Origin of the sequence: Kitasatospora sp. NPDC059577 (genome assembly GCF_042735475.1) — a bacterium.
GTDB lineage: Bacteria > Actinomycetota > Actinomycetes > Streptomycetales > Streptomycetaceae > Kitasatospora.
In genome coordinates this window covers 107,189-122,274 of sequence record NZ_JBHWBZ010000014.1, presented here as the reverse complement: position 1 = coordinate 122,274, position 15,086 = coordinate 107,189, and the positions used below count along the sequence as shown (strand labels likewise).

Genomic DNA, 15,086 nt, shown 5'->3' with positions numbered 1-15,086 from the left:
TCCTGTGGGGTTCTTCTTGTGTTGGCTTCTTGGCTATTGAGTTTGTGTTGTGGTGGGTCTGGTTAGTTCGCCTGGGGTCTCCTCCCTGGGTCTTGACCCGGGGCGACGCCCGGACGTGCGAGGCTTGAATCGAACAAATGTTCTTTGTACTCTCCGGCGAAGAGTTTTCCACAGGGCGAGCCTGGTGGGGCTCGTTTGTCAGTGGGACGCGCTAGCGTCGATGACGATGAAGCGCACAGCACAGAACCCGAGGGAAAAAGTCATGGCAGGTACGGACCGCGAGAAGGCCCTGGAGACCGCGCTCGCCCAGATCGAGCGGCAGTTCGGCAAGGGCTCGGTGATGCGCCTCGGCGAGAAGGCCAACGAGCCCGTCGAGGTGATCTCCACCGGGTCGACCGCCCTGGACGTCGCCCTCGGGGTCGGCGGCATCCCGCGCGGCCGAGTGATCGAGATCTACGGCCCCGAGTCCTCCGGCAAGACCACGCTGACCCTGCACCTGGCGGCCAACGCCCAGCGGGCCGGCGGCACGGTCGCCTTCGTCGACGCGGAGCACGCGCTCGACCCGGAGTACGCCAAGAAGCTCGGCGTGGACACCGACGCCCTGCTGGTCAGCCAGCCGGACACCGGTGAGCAGGCCCTGGAGATCACCGACATGCTGATCCGCTCCGGCGCGATCGACCTGGTGATCATCGACTCGGTCGCGGCGCTCGTCCCGCGCGCCGAGATCGAGGGCGAGATGGGTGACTCGCACGTCGGTCTGCAGGCCCGTCTGATGAGCCAGGCGCTGCGCAAGATCGCCGGTGCGCTGAACCAGTCGAACACCACCGCGATCTTCATCAACCAGCTGCGCGAGAAGATCGGCGTGATGTTCGGTTCGCCGGAGACCACGACCGGTGGCCGGGCGCTGAAGTTCTACGCCTCGGTCCGACTGGACATCCGCCGGATCGAGACCCTGAAGGACGGCACCGAGGCGGTCGGCAACCGCACCCGCGTCAAGGTGGTCAAGAACAAGGTCGCCGCGCCGTTCAAGCAGGCCGAGTTCGACATCCTCTACGGCATCGGCATCAGCCGCGAGGGCGGCCTGATCGACATGGGCGTCGAGCACGGCTTCATCCGCAAGTCGGGTGCCTGGTACACCTACGAGGGCGACCAGCTCGGCCAGGGCAAGGAGAACGCCCGCAACTTCCTGCGGGACAACCCGCAGCTCGCCGACGAGATCGAGCGGAAGATCAAGGGCAAGCTCGGCATCGGCCCGAAGACCGAGGAGCCGGCCCAGGGCGAGGCGGACACCGCCGCCGCCGCCGACGGCGCCGCGAAGCCGATCACCGCGACCGTCGCCAAGACGGCCGCGGCGAAGAAGACGGCGGCGGCCAAGGCCTGAGCCGTTGACGCAGCACGACACGGTGGGCGGCGGCCCGGCAGGCCCGGAGGACGACGACCACGGGCCGCCGGACTGGTTCGCCGCGGTCGCGGAGGAGCCGGAGCACGCGCCGGAGCCTCCCGCGCCGTCGCGCTCCGGCCGGGGGCGCCGGGAGCGCCCGTCCACCGCGCAGAGGACATCCGGCCGGGAGCCGGAGTTCGACCGGGCCCCGGTCCGGGCGGTGCGCGGCGCGGCGCCCGGATCGGGACCGGCGGAAGCCTCGGCCGAGGCGCTCGGACTGGTCTCCGCCTCCGAGCTGCCGACCGGCCGGCGCCGTCGGCGCTCGGCCCTGGCAGCCGAGGAGCCGGGAGCGGGCCTGACCGACTCCCTGCAGGCCTCCCCGTCGGCTCCCCTTCCGGCGACGGCGCACGGCTGGGGCGAGGCCGAGGCGGCCGGTCACGGGGGTGTGGCCGCCTCGACCCCCCGCTCCGGCGCGCGCCGGAGCCGCACCCGGCGCGGACGTTCCGCCGAGGGTCAGTCGGGCGAGGGCCTGTCGGAGGAGGGCCTGTCGGGCGAGCGGTTCTCCCGTGAGGAGCGCTCCGGTGCGGGGCCCTTCGACACGGACGACAGCGCCGGCCGCAGGTCCCGGAAGAAGCAGGCCGAGGAGTCGGTCGATCCGGAGACCCGCGCCCGGGACATCTGCCTGCGGCTGCTGACCGGCGCCGCCAAGACCCGCAAGCAACTCGCCGACGCCCTGCGCAAGCGGGAGATCCCGGACGAGGTCGCCGACGAGGTGCTCACCCGGCTCGAAGAGGTCGGGCTGATCGACGACGCGTCCTTCGCGACGGCCTGGGTGGAGTCCCGGCACGCCGTCCGCGGCCTGTCCCGGCGGGCGCTGGCCCAGGAACTGCGGACCAAGGGAGTGGCCGCCGACCTCGTCGAGCAGGCCGTCGCCCAGGTCGACCACGACGACGAGTCGGACGCGGCGCGGGCGCTGGTCGAGCGCAAGCTGCGGTCCACCCGGGGGCTGGACCGGCAGGTCCGCACCCGGCGGCTGGTCGGGATGCTGGCCCGGCGCGGCTACTCGGAGGGGCTGGCGTTCCGGGTGGTGCGCGCCGCCCTGGACGAGGAGACGGGGGAACCGTCGGAAACCGCGTGGGAGTAGTGCCGGTTTCGTGGGCTTCTTGGTGTGGACCAGGTCAAGTCTTGACCGTTTCGTGACCCCCACCTAGCCTCGCCTTCAGCGCCCGGGCGCCTCCGGACGGCGGCCCGCGCAGTCGACGGGGAGTGGGCGGCATGACGATCTCGGCGGGCGCCGGACCGAGCGGCTCGCTGCTGCCGATCGCCGGTGCGACGGCCGTTCTCCTGCTGGTGCTCGGGGTGCTCGCCGGACTGGTGCTCGGACGGATCCGGGCGGCCCGGACCCGTGCGTCGGCCGAGGTCGAACAGGCCCGGCGGCAGGCCGAGGAACAGACCGCCCGGCAGCGCGCCGAACTCGCCTACCGTGAGGAGCAGTTGGCCGGGGAACTGCGCAGACTCCGCCGCCGTGAGGACGAACTGGCCCAGGGCTCGGCCGCGTTGGAGCGCTCCCGGGGCGAGGCCGAGGAACTGGTCACCCGCCGGGCGGCCGCCCTGGAGCGGGCCGCCAGGCTCTCCGCCGAGCAGGCCCGCGCCGAAGTCCTGCGCGCGGCCGAGGCCTCGGCCCGGCTGGAGGCCGCCGTCACCGTCCGGGAGATCGAGCGCGAGGCCAAGGAGGAGGGCGAGCACCGGGCCCGGTCCATCCTCGCCGGGGCCATCCAGCGGCTGGCGGCGGAGCAGACCGCCGAGACCGCCGTCACCGTCCTCCGACTGCCGAACGAGGACATGAAGGGCCGGATCATCGGCCGCGAGGGCCGCAACATCCGGGCCTTCGAGGCGGTCACCGGGGTGAACCTGATCGTCGACGACACCCCGGAGTCGGTGCAGCTGTCCTGCTTCGACCCGGTCCGCCGGGAGACCGCCCGGCTCACCCTGGAGCAGCTGGTCGAGGACGGCCGGATCCACCCGCCCCGGATCGAACAGCTCCACGAGCGCAGCCGCGCCGAGGTCGAACAGCGCTGCGTCCGGGCCGGTGAGGACGCCCTGCTGGACGCCCGGGTCGGTGCGATGCACCCCGAACTCGTCCGCACCCTGGGCTCGTTGCGTTACCGGGTCTCGTACGGGCAGAACGTGCTCGGCCACCTGCTGGAGTCCGCGCACCTCGCCGGGATGATGGCCGCCGAACTCGGGGTGGACCCGGAGCCGGTGCGCCGCGCCGCGCTGCTGCACGACATCGGCAAGGCGCTCACCCACGAGGTCGAGGGCAGCCACGCGGCGGTCGGCGCCGAACTCGCCCGGCGGTACGGCGAATCCCCGGAGGTGGTGCACGCGATCGCCGCCCACCACAACGAGGTGGAGCCGGACACCGTGACGGCCGTGCTCACCCAGGCCGCGGACGCCTGCTCGGGCGGCCGTCCCGGAGCGCGCAAGGAGTCGCTGGAGCTGTACGTCCGCAGGCTGGCGAGGCTGGAGGAGATCGCGCGCTCGCACGAGGGCGTCGCCGACGTCTACGCGATGCAGGCCGGCCGGGAAGTCCGGGTGATGGTCCGCCCGGACGCGGTGGACGACGTCGGCGCGGAGCTGATCGCCCGCGAGGTCGCCCGGCAGGTCTCCGCTGAACTGACCTACCCGGGGCAGATCCGGGTGACCGTGGTCCGCGAGAGCCGGGCCACGGCGGTGGCGGGCTAGGGTCCGTCGTCGAGTCCGCGTCCGCGAGGTGACGCTCCCCCACCCCGGTCTTCGGCCGGGAGGTACCGCCACCCCGGCCTTCGGCCGGCCCCGTCCTCCGCCTCGCGAGGCACGCACGCCGGCGCCGCCCCGCCCGCCCTCGGGCGGACGACGGGGGCTTGACGACGGATTCGAGGGCCTGCCGGGCAAGAGCCGCCGGACAGGCCCTGGCCCTTCGGACCGCCGAGGCCGGGCCGGGGGGCGCTCCGGGGATGTGGCCTAGCTGGGGGAGTCGACCTGCTGCGGCGCGTTCCGGCCGGCGTGCCGGGAGCCGTCCTCGGACTCGGGCTCGGATTCGGGATCGGACTCCGACACGGGCTCGGGTTCCGGGGCCGGGGCGAGGGCGGCCGGGCCGCCGCGGGCACGGTCGGCGAGGGCGAGGAGGTCCTCGGCGACGGCGCCCTGGGTGACGCCGACCAGGTGGCCGTCGGGGCGGATCAGCAGGACGGTGTGCGGGCCGGCACCCGGGTAGTCCTCGGTGACCAGGACCTCGGCGGGGACCGGCAGGGCGGCGGCGACCTCGGCGAGCCGCGGCATCAGGCCGGCGCCGAGCCAGTGCTCGGAGGACCAGACGGCGGTGCCGGGCGCGACGAGCAGCAGCAGGAAGGTGGCGCCGAGCCGGGCGTGCAGGTGGTCGGGGGAGCCGTCGGCGGCGAGCACCGGCAGGTCCGGGACGAGCACGCCCGGGGCGGTGGCGGGCAGCAGTTCGCTGAGCGAGGTGGTGCCGCGCGCGCCGCGCTGGACCGGGACCCGGCCGGGGACGCCGGAGGGCGCCGCCGGGTAGGCGGGGGCGCCGCCGAAGCGGCCGGTGCCGAGCTGGCCGTCGGCCAGCAGCGGGGCGTGCTTGCGGAAGCCGCCGACCAGGAGTGAGCGGCGGGTCTGCTGCCAGCCGCGGAGCGGGCGCAGCAGTGGCATGGACTGGTCGACGGCGCGGAGCCGTGCGCCGACCGCGCCGCGCCGTTCGGCCTCGTAGCCGTCCAGCAGCGAGCCGCCGGGCTGGGGGCCGCCGGAGTGGAGGTGCCAGGCGAGGGCGAGCCGCCAGGCAAGGTTGTCGGCGTCGCGCAGCCCGTCCGTGAGGTTCTGCATGCCGAGTGCACCGTGCAGGTGGGCGGCGTCGCCGGCCAGGAAGCAGCGGCCGATCCGGAACCGGGCGGCGAGGCGCTGCTGGGCGGTGTGGTCGGCGGCGGCGAGCAGGTCGAAGCGGGGGAGTTCGCCGCACCAGCCGGTGAGGGTGGAGGTGACCCGGGTGAGCAGGGTGTCGCCGGTGACGATGCCGGGCCAGGTGGCGTGCGGGTCGACCGTCTCGGTGGCGGCGGGGCGGCCCGGGGGCAGCCGCCAGTCGAGCCGCCAGACGCCGTCCGGCAGCGGACGGGCGGAGGCCTCGCGGTCGCCGCGCCAGGGGGGCTCGCGGTGCAGCCGGGCGCCGTCGAAGGGCAGGTCGACCCGGACGGTGGCGATGGCGTTGCGGTCGACCGCAGGGCGGCCGGGGAAGCGGATCTTCAGGAGTTTGCGGACGGTGGATCTCGCGCCGTCGCAGCCGACCAGGTGGCTGCCGCGCCACCAGGTGCCGGCACCGCTCTGGGTGCCGGTGGTGCGGATGCTGACGCCGTCCCGGTCCTGTTCGAGTTCGACGACCCGGTGGAGCGGGACCAGTCTGATCAGCGGGGTGCCGGTCAGGGCGTCGCGCAGGCCGCGCTGGAGGCGGTGCTGGGGGAGGTGGAAGGTGGGCGAGTCGGTGAGGTCGAGCCGCAGTACTTCCTGGCGGCGCCGCCAGATGGTGAAGGAGTCCCACAGGGCGGAGTCGGAGACGGCCCGGGGGTAGCCGATCCGGGTCAGGAAGGCGGCGGTGTCGGCGCCGATGACGAGGCTGCGGGGGCCTTCGGGGCAGAGCCCGGATCCCTCGTCCAGGACGACGGTCGGGACCTCGTGCCGGGCCAGGGCGAGGGCCAGGGCCAGACCGACCGGTCCGGCCCCGACCACGATCACCGGGTCCATGAGGGGACCTCCGGGCACGAACCGGCCGATGGGCCGGCGTCAGTTACCGCTGCCGCATATGCCGCGTGGATGCTCCCGGGAGGTGTCACGAAGAGCAATGCAACAGTTCACCTGCGTGTGCGTCAAGCAGCAGCTGAAGTGCGCCGGTTCGCGCCGCGACGGCCGCGTGCCTCGATCCAGCGCGCGAGCGCGGTCAGCAGCAGGCACATGGCGATGTAGATCGGGCCGATCACGAGCACCACGGGGATGTAGGGGAAACCGGCGGCGTTGATCGGCTGGCTGGCGATCGCCTTTCCGACGAACAGCAGCTCATGGTAGGTGATGACGAAGCCGAGCGAGGTGTCCTTGAGGGTGACGACCAGCTGGCCGATCATCGAAGGCAGCATCGAGCGGACGGCCTGCGGCACCAGGATGGACATCATCACCTGGGTCTTGCGCATGCCGAGCCCGTACGCCGCCTCGGCCTGGCCGCGCGGGACGGCGTTGACGCCGCTGCGGATGATCTCCGCCTGGACCGAGCCGTTGTAGAGGGTGAGCCCCAGCACCAGGGCCCACATCGGATCCTTGGCGAAGAAGGCGTAGTAGAGCGCGACGATCAGGATCAGCAGCGGCATCGCCCGGAAGAACTGGACGATGCTGACGCAGAGCCAGCGGACCGGCCTGCGGTCGGAGAGCTGGCCGGCGGCCAGCAGCGCGCCGAGGGTCAGCGAGAACAGTGCCGCCAGGCCGAAGGCCTCCAGGGTGGACAGCAGGCCGTCCAGGATGCGCTGCTGGACGGTGTTGTACTGGAACGCGTCCCACATGCCGGCGTCGAACTGGCCGTTGTCGGCGAGCGCGGTGACGACGTACCAGAGGAGACCGGCGACGCCGATCAGGGAGAGGACGCCGAACAGGCGGTAGCGGGCGCGGGCCCTGGGGCCGGGGGTGTCGTAGAGGACACTGGCCGCCGCGGGGCGGTTGAAGATGGTCATCGGGCCACCGCCAGTCGGGATTCCAGGAAGCGGAAGAGCGTGGCGACCGTCGCGCTGATCAGCAGGTAGGCGCAGGCCACCCAGAAGAAGATCGCGAAGATCGAGTAGCCGCGCTCGGAGAAGGTCTGCTGGGCGCTGTACAGCTCGGGGACGCTGAACGCGCCGGCGATCGCCGAGTTCCTCGGCAGCGCGATGAACACGCTGCTCATCGGGGCCAGGACGGTCCGGGCGGCCTGCGGCAGGACGACCATGGTGAGGGTCTGGCCGAAGGTCATGCCGAGGCTGCGGGCGGCCTCCGCCTGGCCGAGCGGCACGGTGTTGATGCCGGAGCGGATCACCTCGCAGACGAACGAGGCGGTGTACCCGCCGAGCGCCAGCACCGCGAACACCAGGTGGCTGAAGTGCACGCCGAGCGGCGGCAGGCCGAAGGTGACGGCGAAGAACAGCAGCGTCAGCGGGGTGTTGCGGAAGAGCGTCACCCAGGTGGTGCCGAAAGCGCGCAGGACCGGCACCGGGGAGACCCGGAAGGCCGCCAGCAGGGTGCCCAGCAGCAGGGCGAGCAGGGCGCTGAGGGCGCTCAGCTCGATCGTCTGCAGGAAGCCGTCTCGGAACAACGCGAAGTTGTCGTCCTCGAACAGGAACCCCATCCGGCGGCCCTCCTCTCAATCAGGGTCGGGAATGTCGATCAGGGAATGTCGATCAGAAGGTGTCGGTCGGCGCTCTGATCAGTAGCGGTCGAGGGCCGGGACGTCCGGGGCCGCGGAGCCGGAGGCGGCCAGGGTCGCGTCGTAGGCCTTCTTCCAGTCGCCGTTGTCCTCGTGGGCCTTGAGGGCGTCGCTGATGGCGTTGCGCAGCACCGCGTCGTCCTTCTTGAGGCCGACGCCGTAGTTCTCCTTGGTGAACGGCTTGCCGACGACCTTGAGCTTGCCGTTGTACTTGGAGGCGTAGCCCTTGAGGATGGCGTCGTCGGTGGTGACGGCGTCGACCTCGCCGGAGAGGAGCTTCTCGACGCAGGCCGAGTAGGTGTCGAACTGCGTGATCTTCGGGTTGTACTGCTGGATGTTCTTGATCGAGGTCGAGCCGGTGGCCGTGCAGACGTTCTTGCCGGTCACGCTCTCCGGGCCGGTGATCGAGGTGTTGTCCTGCTTCACCAGCAGGTCCTGGCCGGCGATGTAGTACGGGCCGGCGAAGGAGACCGTCTTCTTGCGCTCGTCGTTGATGCTGTAGGTGCCGACGTAGAAGTCGATCTGGCCCTTGTCGATGGCGGGCTCGCGCTGCGAGGAGACCAGGGTCTGCCACTTGATCTGCTGCGGGGTGAAGCCGAGGTCGGCGGCGATCATCTTGGCGATCTCGATGTCGAAGCCGCTGCGGTCGCCGCTGGCGACGTCCTCCCAGCCGAGGTTCGGCTGGTCGGCCTTGGCGCCGATGATCAGCTGGCCGCGCTTCTTGGCCTCGGCGACGATCGGCGAGTCGATCTTGGCGTCGGTCTTGACCGTGTAGGTCGGGAGCTTGGGGGCGTCGCTCGCGCTGGCGGCGGCGCCGGGGGTGCCGTCCTTGCCGCAGGCGGCGGTCGCGGTGAGCGCGACGGCACAGAGGGCGACGGCGAGAGTGCGGGAAGTCCTCATGAGGGTTGTTCTCCTGGGGCTGGGCCGCGGTTTCAACCGGGCTCTGGCGTCTGGAAGTCGTGCACGGGCAGGGCGGATCGGCACCGTTGCCGGAGGTTGCCCCGCGTGGTCGCGGAACGTCAGTGGTGGAGGATCTTCGAGAGGAAGTCCTTGGCGCGGTCCGAGCGCGGCGCGGTGAAGAAGGCGTCCGGGGTGTTCTGCTCGACGATCTTGCCGTCGGCCATGAACAGCACGCGGTTGGCGGCAGACCGGGCGAAGCCCATCTCGTGGGTGACCACGACCATCGTCATGCCGTCCGCGGCCAGCCGGCGCATGACCTCCAGCACCTCGTTGACCATCTCCGGGTCGAGCGCCGAGGTGGGCTCGTCGAAGAGCATCACCTTGGGCTTCATCGCCAGCGCCCGGGCGATCGCGACCCGCTGCTGCTGGCCGCCGGAGAGCTGGGCCGGGAACTTGTCGGCCTGCGCGCCGACGCCGACGCGGTCCAGCAGCTCCCGGGCGGTCTTCTCGGCCTTCGGGCGGGGCACCTTGCGCACCTTGACCTGGCCGATGACCACGTTCTCCAGCACGGTCTTGTGCGCGAACAGGTTGAAGCTCTGGAACACCATGCCGACCTCGGCGCGCAGCCGGGCCAGTTCCCTGCCCTCGGCGGGCAGCGGCCGGCCGTCGATGGTGATCTCGCCGGAGTCGATCGTCTCCAGTCGGTTGATCGTCCGGCAGAGCGTGGACTTGCCCGAGCCGGACGGGCCGATCAGCACGACCACTTCGCCCTGGGCGATCCGGAGGTCGATGTCCTGCAGTACGTGCAGTGCGCCGTAGTGCTTGTTGACGTTGCTCAGCACGACCAGCGGGGCGGCTGCGGGGGTGGAGTCCTGGACCGGGCTCTCGGTCATCGCGCCTGCTCCCTCTGTTATCGGATCGTGCCTGCCCGAGAAGTTCTCAACTCCCTTGGGAGGCAATGGTGGTGCGAATCCGGGAGCCGCGACCGGCGGAGCCACAGCCCCCGGTGGGCCGACCATAGGAGCCGTGACCGCGCGCCGTCAGCCGATCTGAGCGGAACTTGAGGATCACGAAACGGCCACACGCCGGGCGCGTACTGTTCGCAAGGGCGCCGACGGGGCATGTCACAGCGGGAATCCGTACCGGTGCTCCCCGTCCCCCACGAGCCCGGTGCTCGGCCGAACCTGGCGTCGCGCCGTTCGCTGGCCCATACTGCGCAGGACCGGGACCAGACCGATCGGTCCGGCGATCACCGGTGATCACGTGGGGGAAGGAGGAGAACAGGATGCGACTGCTGCTCGTCGAGGACGACGAACGCGTGGCCGCCGCGCTGGTCGCGGTGCTGGGCCGGCACGGCTTCCAGGTCCGGCACGCCCGCAGCGGGCACGAGGCGCTGGACGCCCTGGTGCCGGACGGCAACGAGCCGTACCGGGTGGTGCTGCTCGACCTCGGGCTGCCCGACCGGGACGGCTTCGAGGTGTGCAGCCGGATCAGGGCCGGCAGCGGCGTGCCGGTGATCATGGTCACCGCCCGCGCCGACGTCCGCTCCCGGATCCACGGCCTCAACCTCGGTGCCGACGACTACGTCACCAAGCCGTACGACATGGGCGAGCTGCTCGCCCGCATCCACGCGGTGGCCCGCCGCGGCGCCGCCCCCTCCTCGGCGTCGGCGCCCGCGCCCGACGCCGTGCCCCAGCAGCGCGGCCCGCTGGAGTCCCGCGGCATCCGGATCGACCGGGAGCGCCGCCGGGTCAGCGTGGACGGCCGCGACGTGCCGCTCACCCGCAAGGAGTTCGACCTGCTCGCCCTGCTCGCGCAGAGCCCGGGCGTGGTCTACCGGCGCGAGCAGATCTTCAGCGAGGTCTGGCGCAGCGGCTGGGAGGGCAACGGGCGCACCCTGGAGGTGCACATCGGCTCGCTGCGCAACAAGCTCGCGCTGCCCGGCCTGGTCGAGGCCGTCCGCGGCGTCGGCTACCGCCTGATCCCCGAGTCCCCGGCGCCCGCCGCGGCGGACCAGGCCCCGAACGCCCCCGCGGAGCACTGACCGCACGTGCGCACCCGCCTGCTCGGCATCCTGATCGCCCTCATGCTCTGCGTCCTGGCCGCCCTGGGGCTGCCGCTCGCGGCGGCGGTCGCGGCGGCCGAACAGACCAAGGTCGTCGTCGACCGGCTCGACGACGCCGCGCGCTTCGCCCAGGACCTGCCCACCTCCGGCGCCGCCGACTCCGCGCGCAAGGGCGACCCGGGGCCCGCCCCCGGCGACCTCAGCCGACAGCACTCGATCGACGCCGAGGTCCGCCGCTACTACGACCTGTACGGCGTCCGCCTGGCCATCTTCCAGCGCGACGGCCTGCCGATCGCCGCCGCGCCCGCCGACTGGCGGGTGCCGGTCGGCGGTTGGGGCGCCCAGGCGTTCCAGGAGGCGCTGGACGGGCGGCGCAGCCACAACCCGCCGCAGGTCTGGCCGTGGACACCGGACCGGACGATCACCGTCGCCGCCCCGGTGGTGCGCGACGGCGACGTGGTCGCGGTGGTGCTGAGCGAGTCCCCGACCGGGGCGCTGCGCACCCGGGTGATGCACAAGTGGCTGGTACTGGTCGCCGGCGAGGCCGCCGCGATGATCGTCGCCGTGCTGCTGGCCGTCCGGCTCACCGAATGGGTGCTGCGCCCGGTGCGCACCCTGGACCGGGCCACCCACGACATCGCCACCGGCCGGATGGCCGCCCGGGTCGCCCCCGGCGGCGGACCGCCCGAACTGCAGCGGCTGGCGCGCTCCTTCAACGAGATGGCGGACCACGTGGTGCTCGCCATGGACCAGCAGAAGTCCTTCGTCGCGGACGCCTCGCACCAGCTGCGCAACCCCCTCTCGGCCCTGCTGCTGCGGGTCGAGGTGCTCGGCCTGGAACTCCCCGAGGGCCACGAGGAGGAGCTCAGCGGCGTCCGGGAGGAGGGCGTCCGGCTCGCCCGGGTGCTGGACGACCTGCTCGGGCTGGCCACCGCCGAGCACGCCCGCCCGGAACCGGAGCGCACCGACCTCGCCGAACTCACCCTGGCCCGGGTGGACGCGTGGCGGCCGGTCGCCGAACAGCGCGGGATCAGGCTGCGCTGGGACGGACCGGCGCTGGCGGTCGGCATGGCCGACCCGATCGGCTTCGGCTCGGCGCTGGACGCCGTGGTGGACAACGCGCTCAAGTTCAGCCCGGCCGGCAGTGAGGTGCGGCTGCGGGTCGCGGTGCGCCGGGACGAGGTCGCGGTGACCGTCGTCGACGCCGGGCCCGGCCTCACCGAGGACGAACTGTCCCGGGCCGGCGACCGGTTCTGGCGCAGCCCGCGGCACCAGAACGTGGACGGCTCCGGCCTGGGCCTGTCCATCGCCCGCACCCTGCTGGCGGCCGGCGGCGGCTCGCTCGGCTTCGCGCCGGTCAAGCCGACCGGGCTCGCGGTGACGCTGGCGGTGCCGCGGCCGGAGAGCTGACGGGGGCGGGCCCGTCGGGGTCGCCCCCGGGACGGGTCCCGGGGCGGGTCCCGGGGCGGGGCCCTACGGCTTCACCGAGCGGTAGTAGCGCGCCGCGCCCGTGTGCAGCGGCAGCGGGTCGGTGTAGACGGCGGTGCGCAGGTCGACCAGCTGGGCGGCGTGCACCTGGGCGCCGATCTGGTCGCGGCTGTCGATCACCGCGCGGGTCATGCCCTCGACCAGCTCCGGGTCCACGTCGTCCCGGGTGATCAGCAGGTTGGGCACGGCCACCGTGGCGACCGCGTCCTTCGGCTCGGCGTTCGGGTAGGTGCCCTTGGGCATGGTGGCCGCCCGGTAGGCGTCGGTGCCGCCGCCCTCGGCCTTGTGCAGGGCCTCGGACAGGTCGCCCAGCGGCACGATCCGGATCGGGACGTGGTCGGAGAGGTCGGTGAGCGCACTGGTCGGCAGACCGCCGGACCAGAAGAAGGCGTCCAGCCGGCCGGCGCGCAGTTCGTCGGCGGCGTCGCCGACACCGGCCGGGACCGGGACGATGTCGCGGTCCGGGTCCAGCCCGGCCGCGCCCAGCAGTCGCTTGGTCACCAGGTTCACCCCGGACTGCGGCAGGCCGACGCCGACCCGCAGGCCCTTGAGGTCGGCGGTGCGGCGCACCGTGGACGAGGCCGGCACCACCAGCTGCAGGTAGTCGTCGTAGAGCCGGGCGATCGCCCTCAGCCGGTCCTTGCCGGGCCCCTGGTAGTCGGCGACCGCGTCGGCGGTGGCGATCGCGAAGGTGTCCCGGCCGGTGATCACCCGGGTCAGGTTGTCTATCGAGCCCTCGGTGTTGTCCAGGGCCAGCCGCACCCCGGGCATCGTCCGGGAGACGTGCGTCTGCAGCAGCTGCCCGTACCGGTCGTAGACGCCGCGCTGCACCCCGGTGGCGAAGCGGACCTCGCCCCGCGGGTACCCGGGCGAGCGGCCCGCCGACAGCCACCAGCCGCCGAAGCCGGCGACCAGCAGCACCAGCACCAGCACCGTCCGCCACAGCGGGCTGCGGGCCGCGGTGCGGACGGCGGCACCGAGACGGGACGGGTTGGTGGGGGTCATGCTGGGATACTGCCAGGCGCTCCGGCCGAACGGGAGTGGAACGGGACGGGGAAAGTCCTGTGAAAGGGACGGGGAAGATCCGGGAACGGGACGGGGAGGCCCCGGGGAACAGGGCTCCGGGGCTTCCGGGAACGGGACCGGGAAGCTCCGGGAAAAGCCCTTCGCGGCTGCCCGTACCCTGGTCTGGTGAGCGGTGAGAGCGGATTGAAGAGCTACAAGGTCGTCACGCACGGCTGTCAGATGAACGTCCACGACTCCGAGCGGCTGTCCGGGCTGCTGGAGGAGGCGGGCTACGTCAAGGCCGGGCCCGAGGGCGACCCGGACCTGGTGGTGTTCAACACCTGCGCGGTGCGCGAGAACGCCGACAACAAGCTGTACGGCAACCTCGGCCAGCTGGCGCCGGTCAAGACCCGCCACAAGGGCATGCAGATCGCCGTCGGCGGCTGCCTGGCCCAGAAGGACCGCGACACCATCGTCAAGCGCGCCCCCTGGGTCGACGTGGTGTTCGGCACCCACAACATCGGGCACCTGCCGGCCCTGCTGGAGCGGGCCGCGATCGAGCGCAAGGCCCAGGTCGAGATCCTGGAGTCGCTGGAGACCTTCCCCTCCACGCTGCCGACCCGCCGCGACTCGGCGTACGCCGCCTGGGTCTCCATCTCGGTCGGCTGCAACAACACCTGCACCTTCTGCATCGTCCCCGCACTGCGCGGCAAGGAGGAGGACCGCCGTCCCGGCGACGTCCTCGCCGAGATCGAGGCGCTGGTGGACGAGGGCGTCATCGAGGTGACCCTGCTCGGCCAGAACGTCAACGCCTACGGCTCCGACCTGGGCGACCGCGAGGCCTTCTCCAAGCTGCTGCGCGCCGCCGGCCAGATCGAGGGCCTGGAGCGGATCCGCTTCACCTCGCCGCACCCGCGCGACTTCACCGACGACGTGATCGCCGCGATGGCCGAGACCCCGACCGTGATGCACCAGCTGCACATGCCGCTGCAGTCCGGCTCCGACCGGGTGCTCAAGGCGATGCGCCGCTCCTACCGGCAGGACCGCTTCCTCGGCATCATCCGGAAGGTCCGCGAGGCGATGCCCGACGCGGCGATCTCCACCGACATCATCGTCGGCTTCCCCGGTGAGACCGAGGAGGACTTCGAGGAGACGATGCACGTCGTCCGCGAGGCCCGCTTCACCAACGCCTTCACCTTCCAGTACTCCAAGCGCCCCGGGACCCCGGCGGCGGAGATGACGGACCAGGTCCCCAAGGAGGTCGTCCAGGCCCGCTACGACCGGCTGATCGCCCTCCAGGAGGAGATCTCCTGGGAGGAGAACAAGAAGCAGGTCGGCCGCACCCTGGAGATCCTCGTCGCCGAGGGCGAGGGCAAGAAGGACGACCGGACCCACCGGCTCTCCGGCCGCGCCCCCGACAACCGCCTGGTGCACTTCACCAAGCCGGACGAGCCGGTGCGCCCGGGCGACACGGTGACCGTCGAGATCACCTACGCCGCCCCGCACCACCTGCTCGCCGAGGGCCCGGCGCTCGCGGTGCGCCGCACCCGGGCCGGTGACGCCTGGGAGAGGCGCCAGGCGAAGCCCGCCGACAAGCCGGCCGGCGTGATGCTCGGCCTGCCGTCCATCGGCGTCCCGGCCGCGCTGCCGCTCGCCGCGCCCGCGGGCGGGGCCTGCTGCGGCGACTGACGCACGCGCCCCGGGGACCGGCCGCGGGGTCCCAACCGCGCCCCCCCGCCCCCCCGGCGGCCGCCGGCGCTGGATCACCCACG

At 72.7% G+C, this 15,086-nt stretch carries 12 protein-coding genes; 6 read left to right on the top strand and 6 right to left on the bottom strand.

The window, feature by feature from the left end:
- Positions 1-262: 262 nt before the first annotated feature.
- The 3 genes from recA (at position 263) to rny (ending at position 4,126) form a co-directional block, all read left to right on the top strand.
- Complete coding sequence (recA, locus tag ACFV0O_RS14710) at positions 263-1,381, top strand: recombinase RecA (RefSeq protein ID WP_360258450.1); 1,119 nt, start codon at positions 263-265, stop codon at positions 1,379-1,381.
- A 4-nt stretch (positions 1,382-1,385) separates the two neighbouring features.
- A complete protein-coding gene (recX, locus tag ACFV0O_RS14705) occupies positions 1,386-2,525 on the top strand; it encodes a recombination regulator RecX (protein ID WP_380341138.1) in 1,140 nt (379 codons plus the stop codon).
- Positions 2,526-2,656: 131 nt separating this feature from the next.
- Positions 2,657-4,126, top strand: a complete 1,470-nt coding sequence (rny, locus tag ACFV0O_RS14700) for a ribonuclease Y (protein WP_380341135.1) — start codon at positions 2,657-2,659, stop codon at positions 4,124-4,126.
- 258 nt (positions 4,127-4,384) lie between these two features.
- On the opposite strand, the gene ACFV0O_RS14695 is transcribed toward rny, so the two are convergent.
- The 5 genes from ACFV0O_RS14695 to ACFV0O_RS14675 all read right to left on the bottom strand — a co-directional run bounded on the left by ACFV0O_RS14695 (position 4,385) and on the right by ACFV0O_RS14675 (position 9,649).
- Positions 4,385-6,160 (bottom strand): FAD-dependent monooxygenase, encoded by a 1,776-nt coding sequence (locus tag ACFV0O_RS14695; RefSeq protein WP_380341133.1) that lies wholly within the window; start codon positions 6,158-6,160, stop codon positions 4,385-4,387.
- Positions 6,161-6,282: 122 nt separating this feature from the next.
- Entirely contained in the window at positions 6,283-7,131 is an 849-nt protein-coding gene (locus ACFV0O_RS14690; protein WP_380341130.1) for an amino acid ABC transporter permease, read from the bottom strand.
- Entirely contained in the window at positions 7,128-7,778 is a 651-nt protein-coding gene (locus ACFV0O_RS14685; protein ID WP_360258442.1) for an amino acid ABC transporter permease, read from the bottom strand. The genes ACFV0O_RS14690 and ACFV0O_RS14685 overlap by 4 nt, the downstream gene beginning before the upstream one ends.
- 78 nt (positions 7,779-7,856) lie before the next feature.
- On the bottom strand, positions 7,857-8,756 hold the full coding sequence (locus tag ACFV0O_RS14680) for a glutamate ABC transporter substrate-binding protein (protein ID WP_380341126.1): 900 nt from the start codon (positions 8,754-8,756) through the stop codon (positions 7,857-7,859).
- Positions 8,757-8,875: 119 nt separating this feature from the next.
- The gene (locus tag ACFV0O_RS14675; protein WP_380341124.1) at positions 8,876-9,649 is read right to left on the bottom strand and encodes an amino acid ABC transporter ATP-binding protein; all 774 of its coding nucleotides are present in this window, start codon (positions 9,647-9,649) and stop codon (positions 8,876-8,878) included.
- A 392-nt stretch (positions 9,650-10,041) separates the two neighbouring features.
- Here ACFV0O_RS14675 and ACFV0O_RS14670 point away from each other — a divergent pair, with 392 nt between their 5' ends.
- Entirely contained in the window at positions 10,042-10,800 is a 759-nt protein-coding gene (locus ACFV0O_RS14670) for a response regulator transcription factor (RefSeq protein WP_360258434.1), read from the top strand.
- 6 nt (positions 10,801-10,806) lie between these two features.
- Positions 10,807-12,231, top strand: coding sequence for a sensor histidine kinase (locus tag ACFV0O_RS14665; RefSeq protein ID WP_380341121.1), 1,425 nt, complete (start codon positions 10,807-10,809; stop codon positions 12,229-12,231).
- 63 nt (positions 12,232-12,294) lie between these two features.
- On the opposite strand, the gene ACFV0O_RS14660 is transcribed toward ACFV0O_RS14665, so the two are convergent.
- On the bottom strand, positions 12,295-13,314 hold the full coding sequence (locus ACFV0O_RS14660) for a TAXI family TRAP transporter solute-binding subunit (protein ID WP_380341118.1): 1,020 nt from the start codon (positions 13,312-13,314) through the stop codon (positions 12,295-12,297).
- Positions 13,315-13,500: 186 nt separating this feature from the next.
- Between ACFV0O_RS14660 and miaB the strand changes: the two genes are divergently transcribed.
- Entirely contained in the window at positions 13,501-15,003 is a 1,503-nt protein-coding gene (miaB, locus tag ACFV0O_RS14655) for a tRNA (N6-isopentenyl adenosine(37)-C2)-methylthiotransferase MiaB (protein ID WP_380341115.1), read from the top strand.
- Positions 15,004-15,086 lie beyond the last annotated feature (83 nt).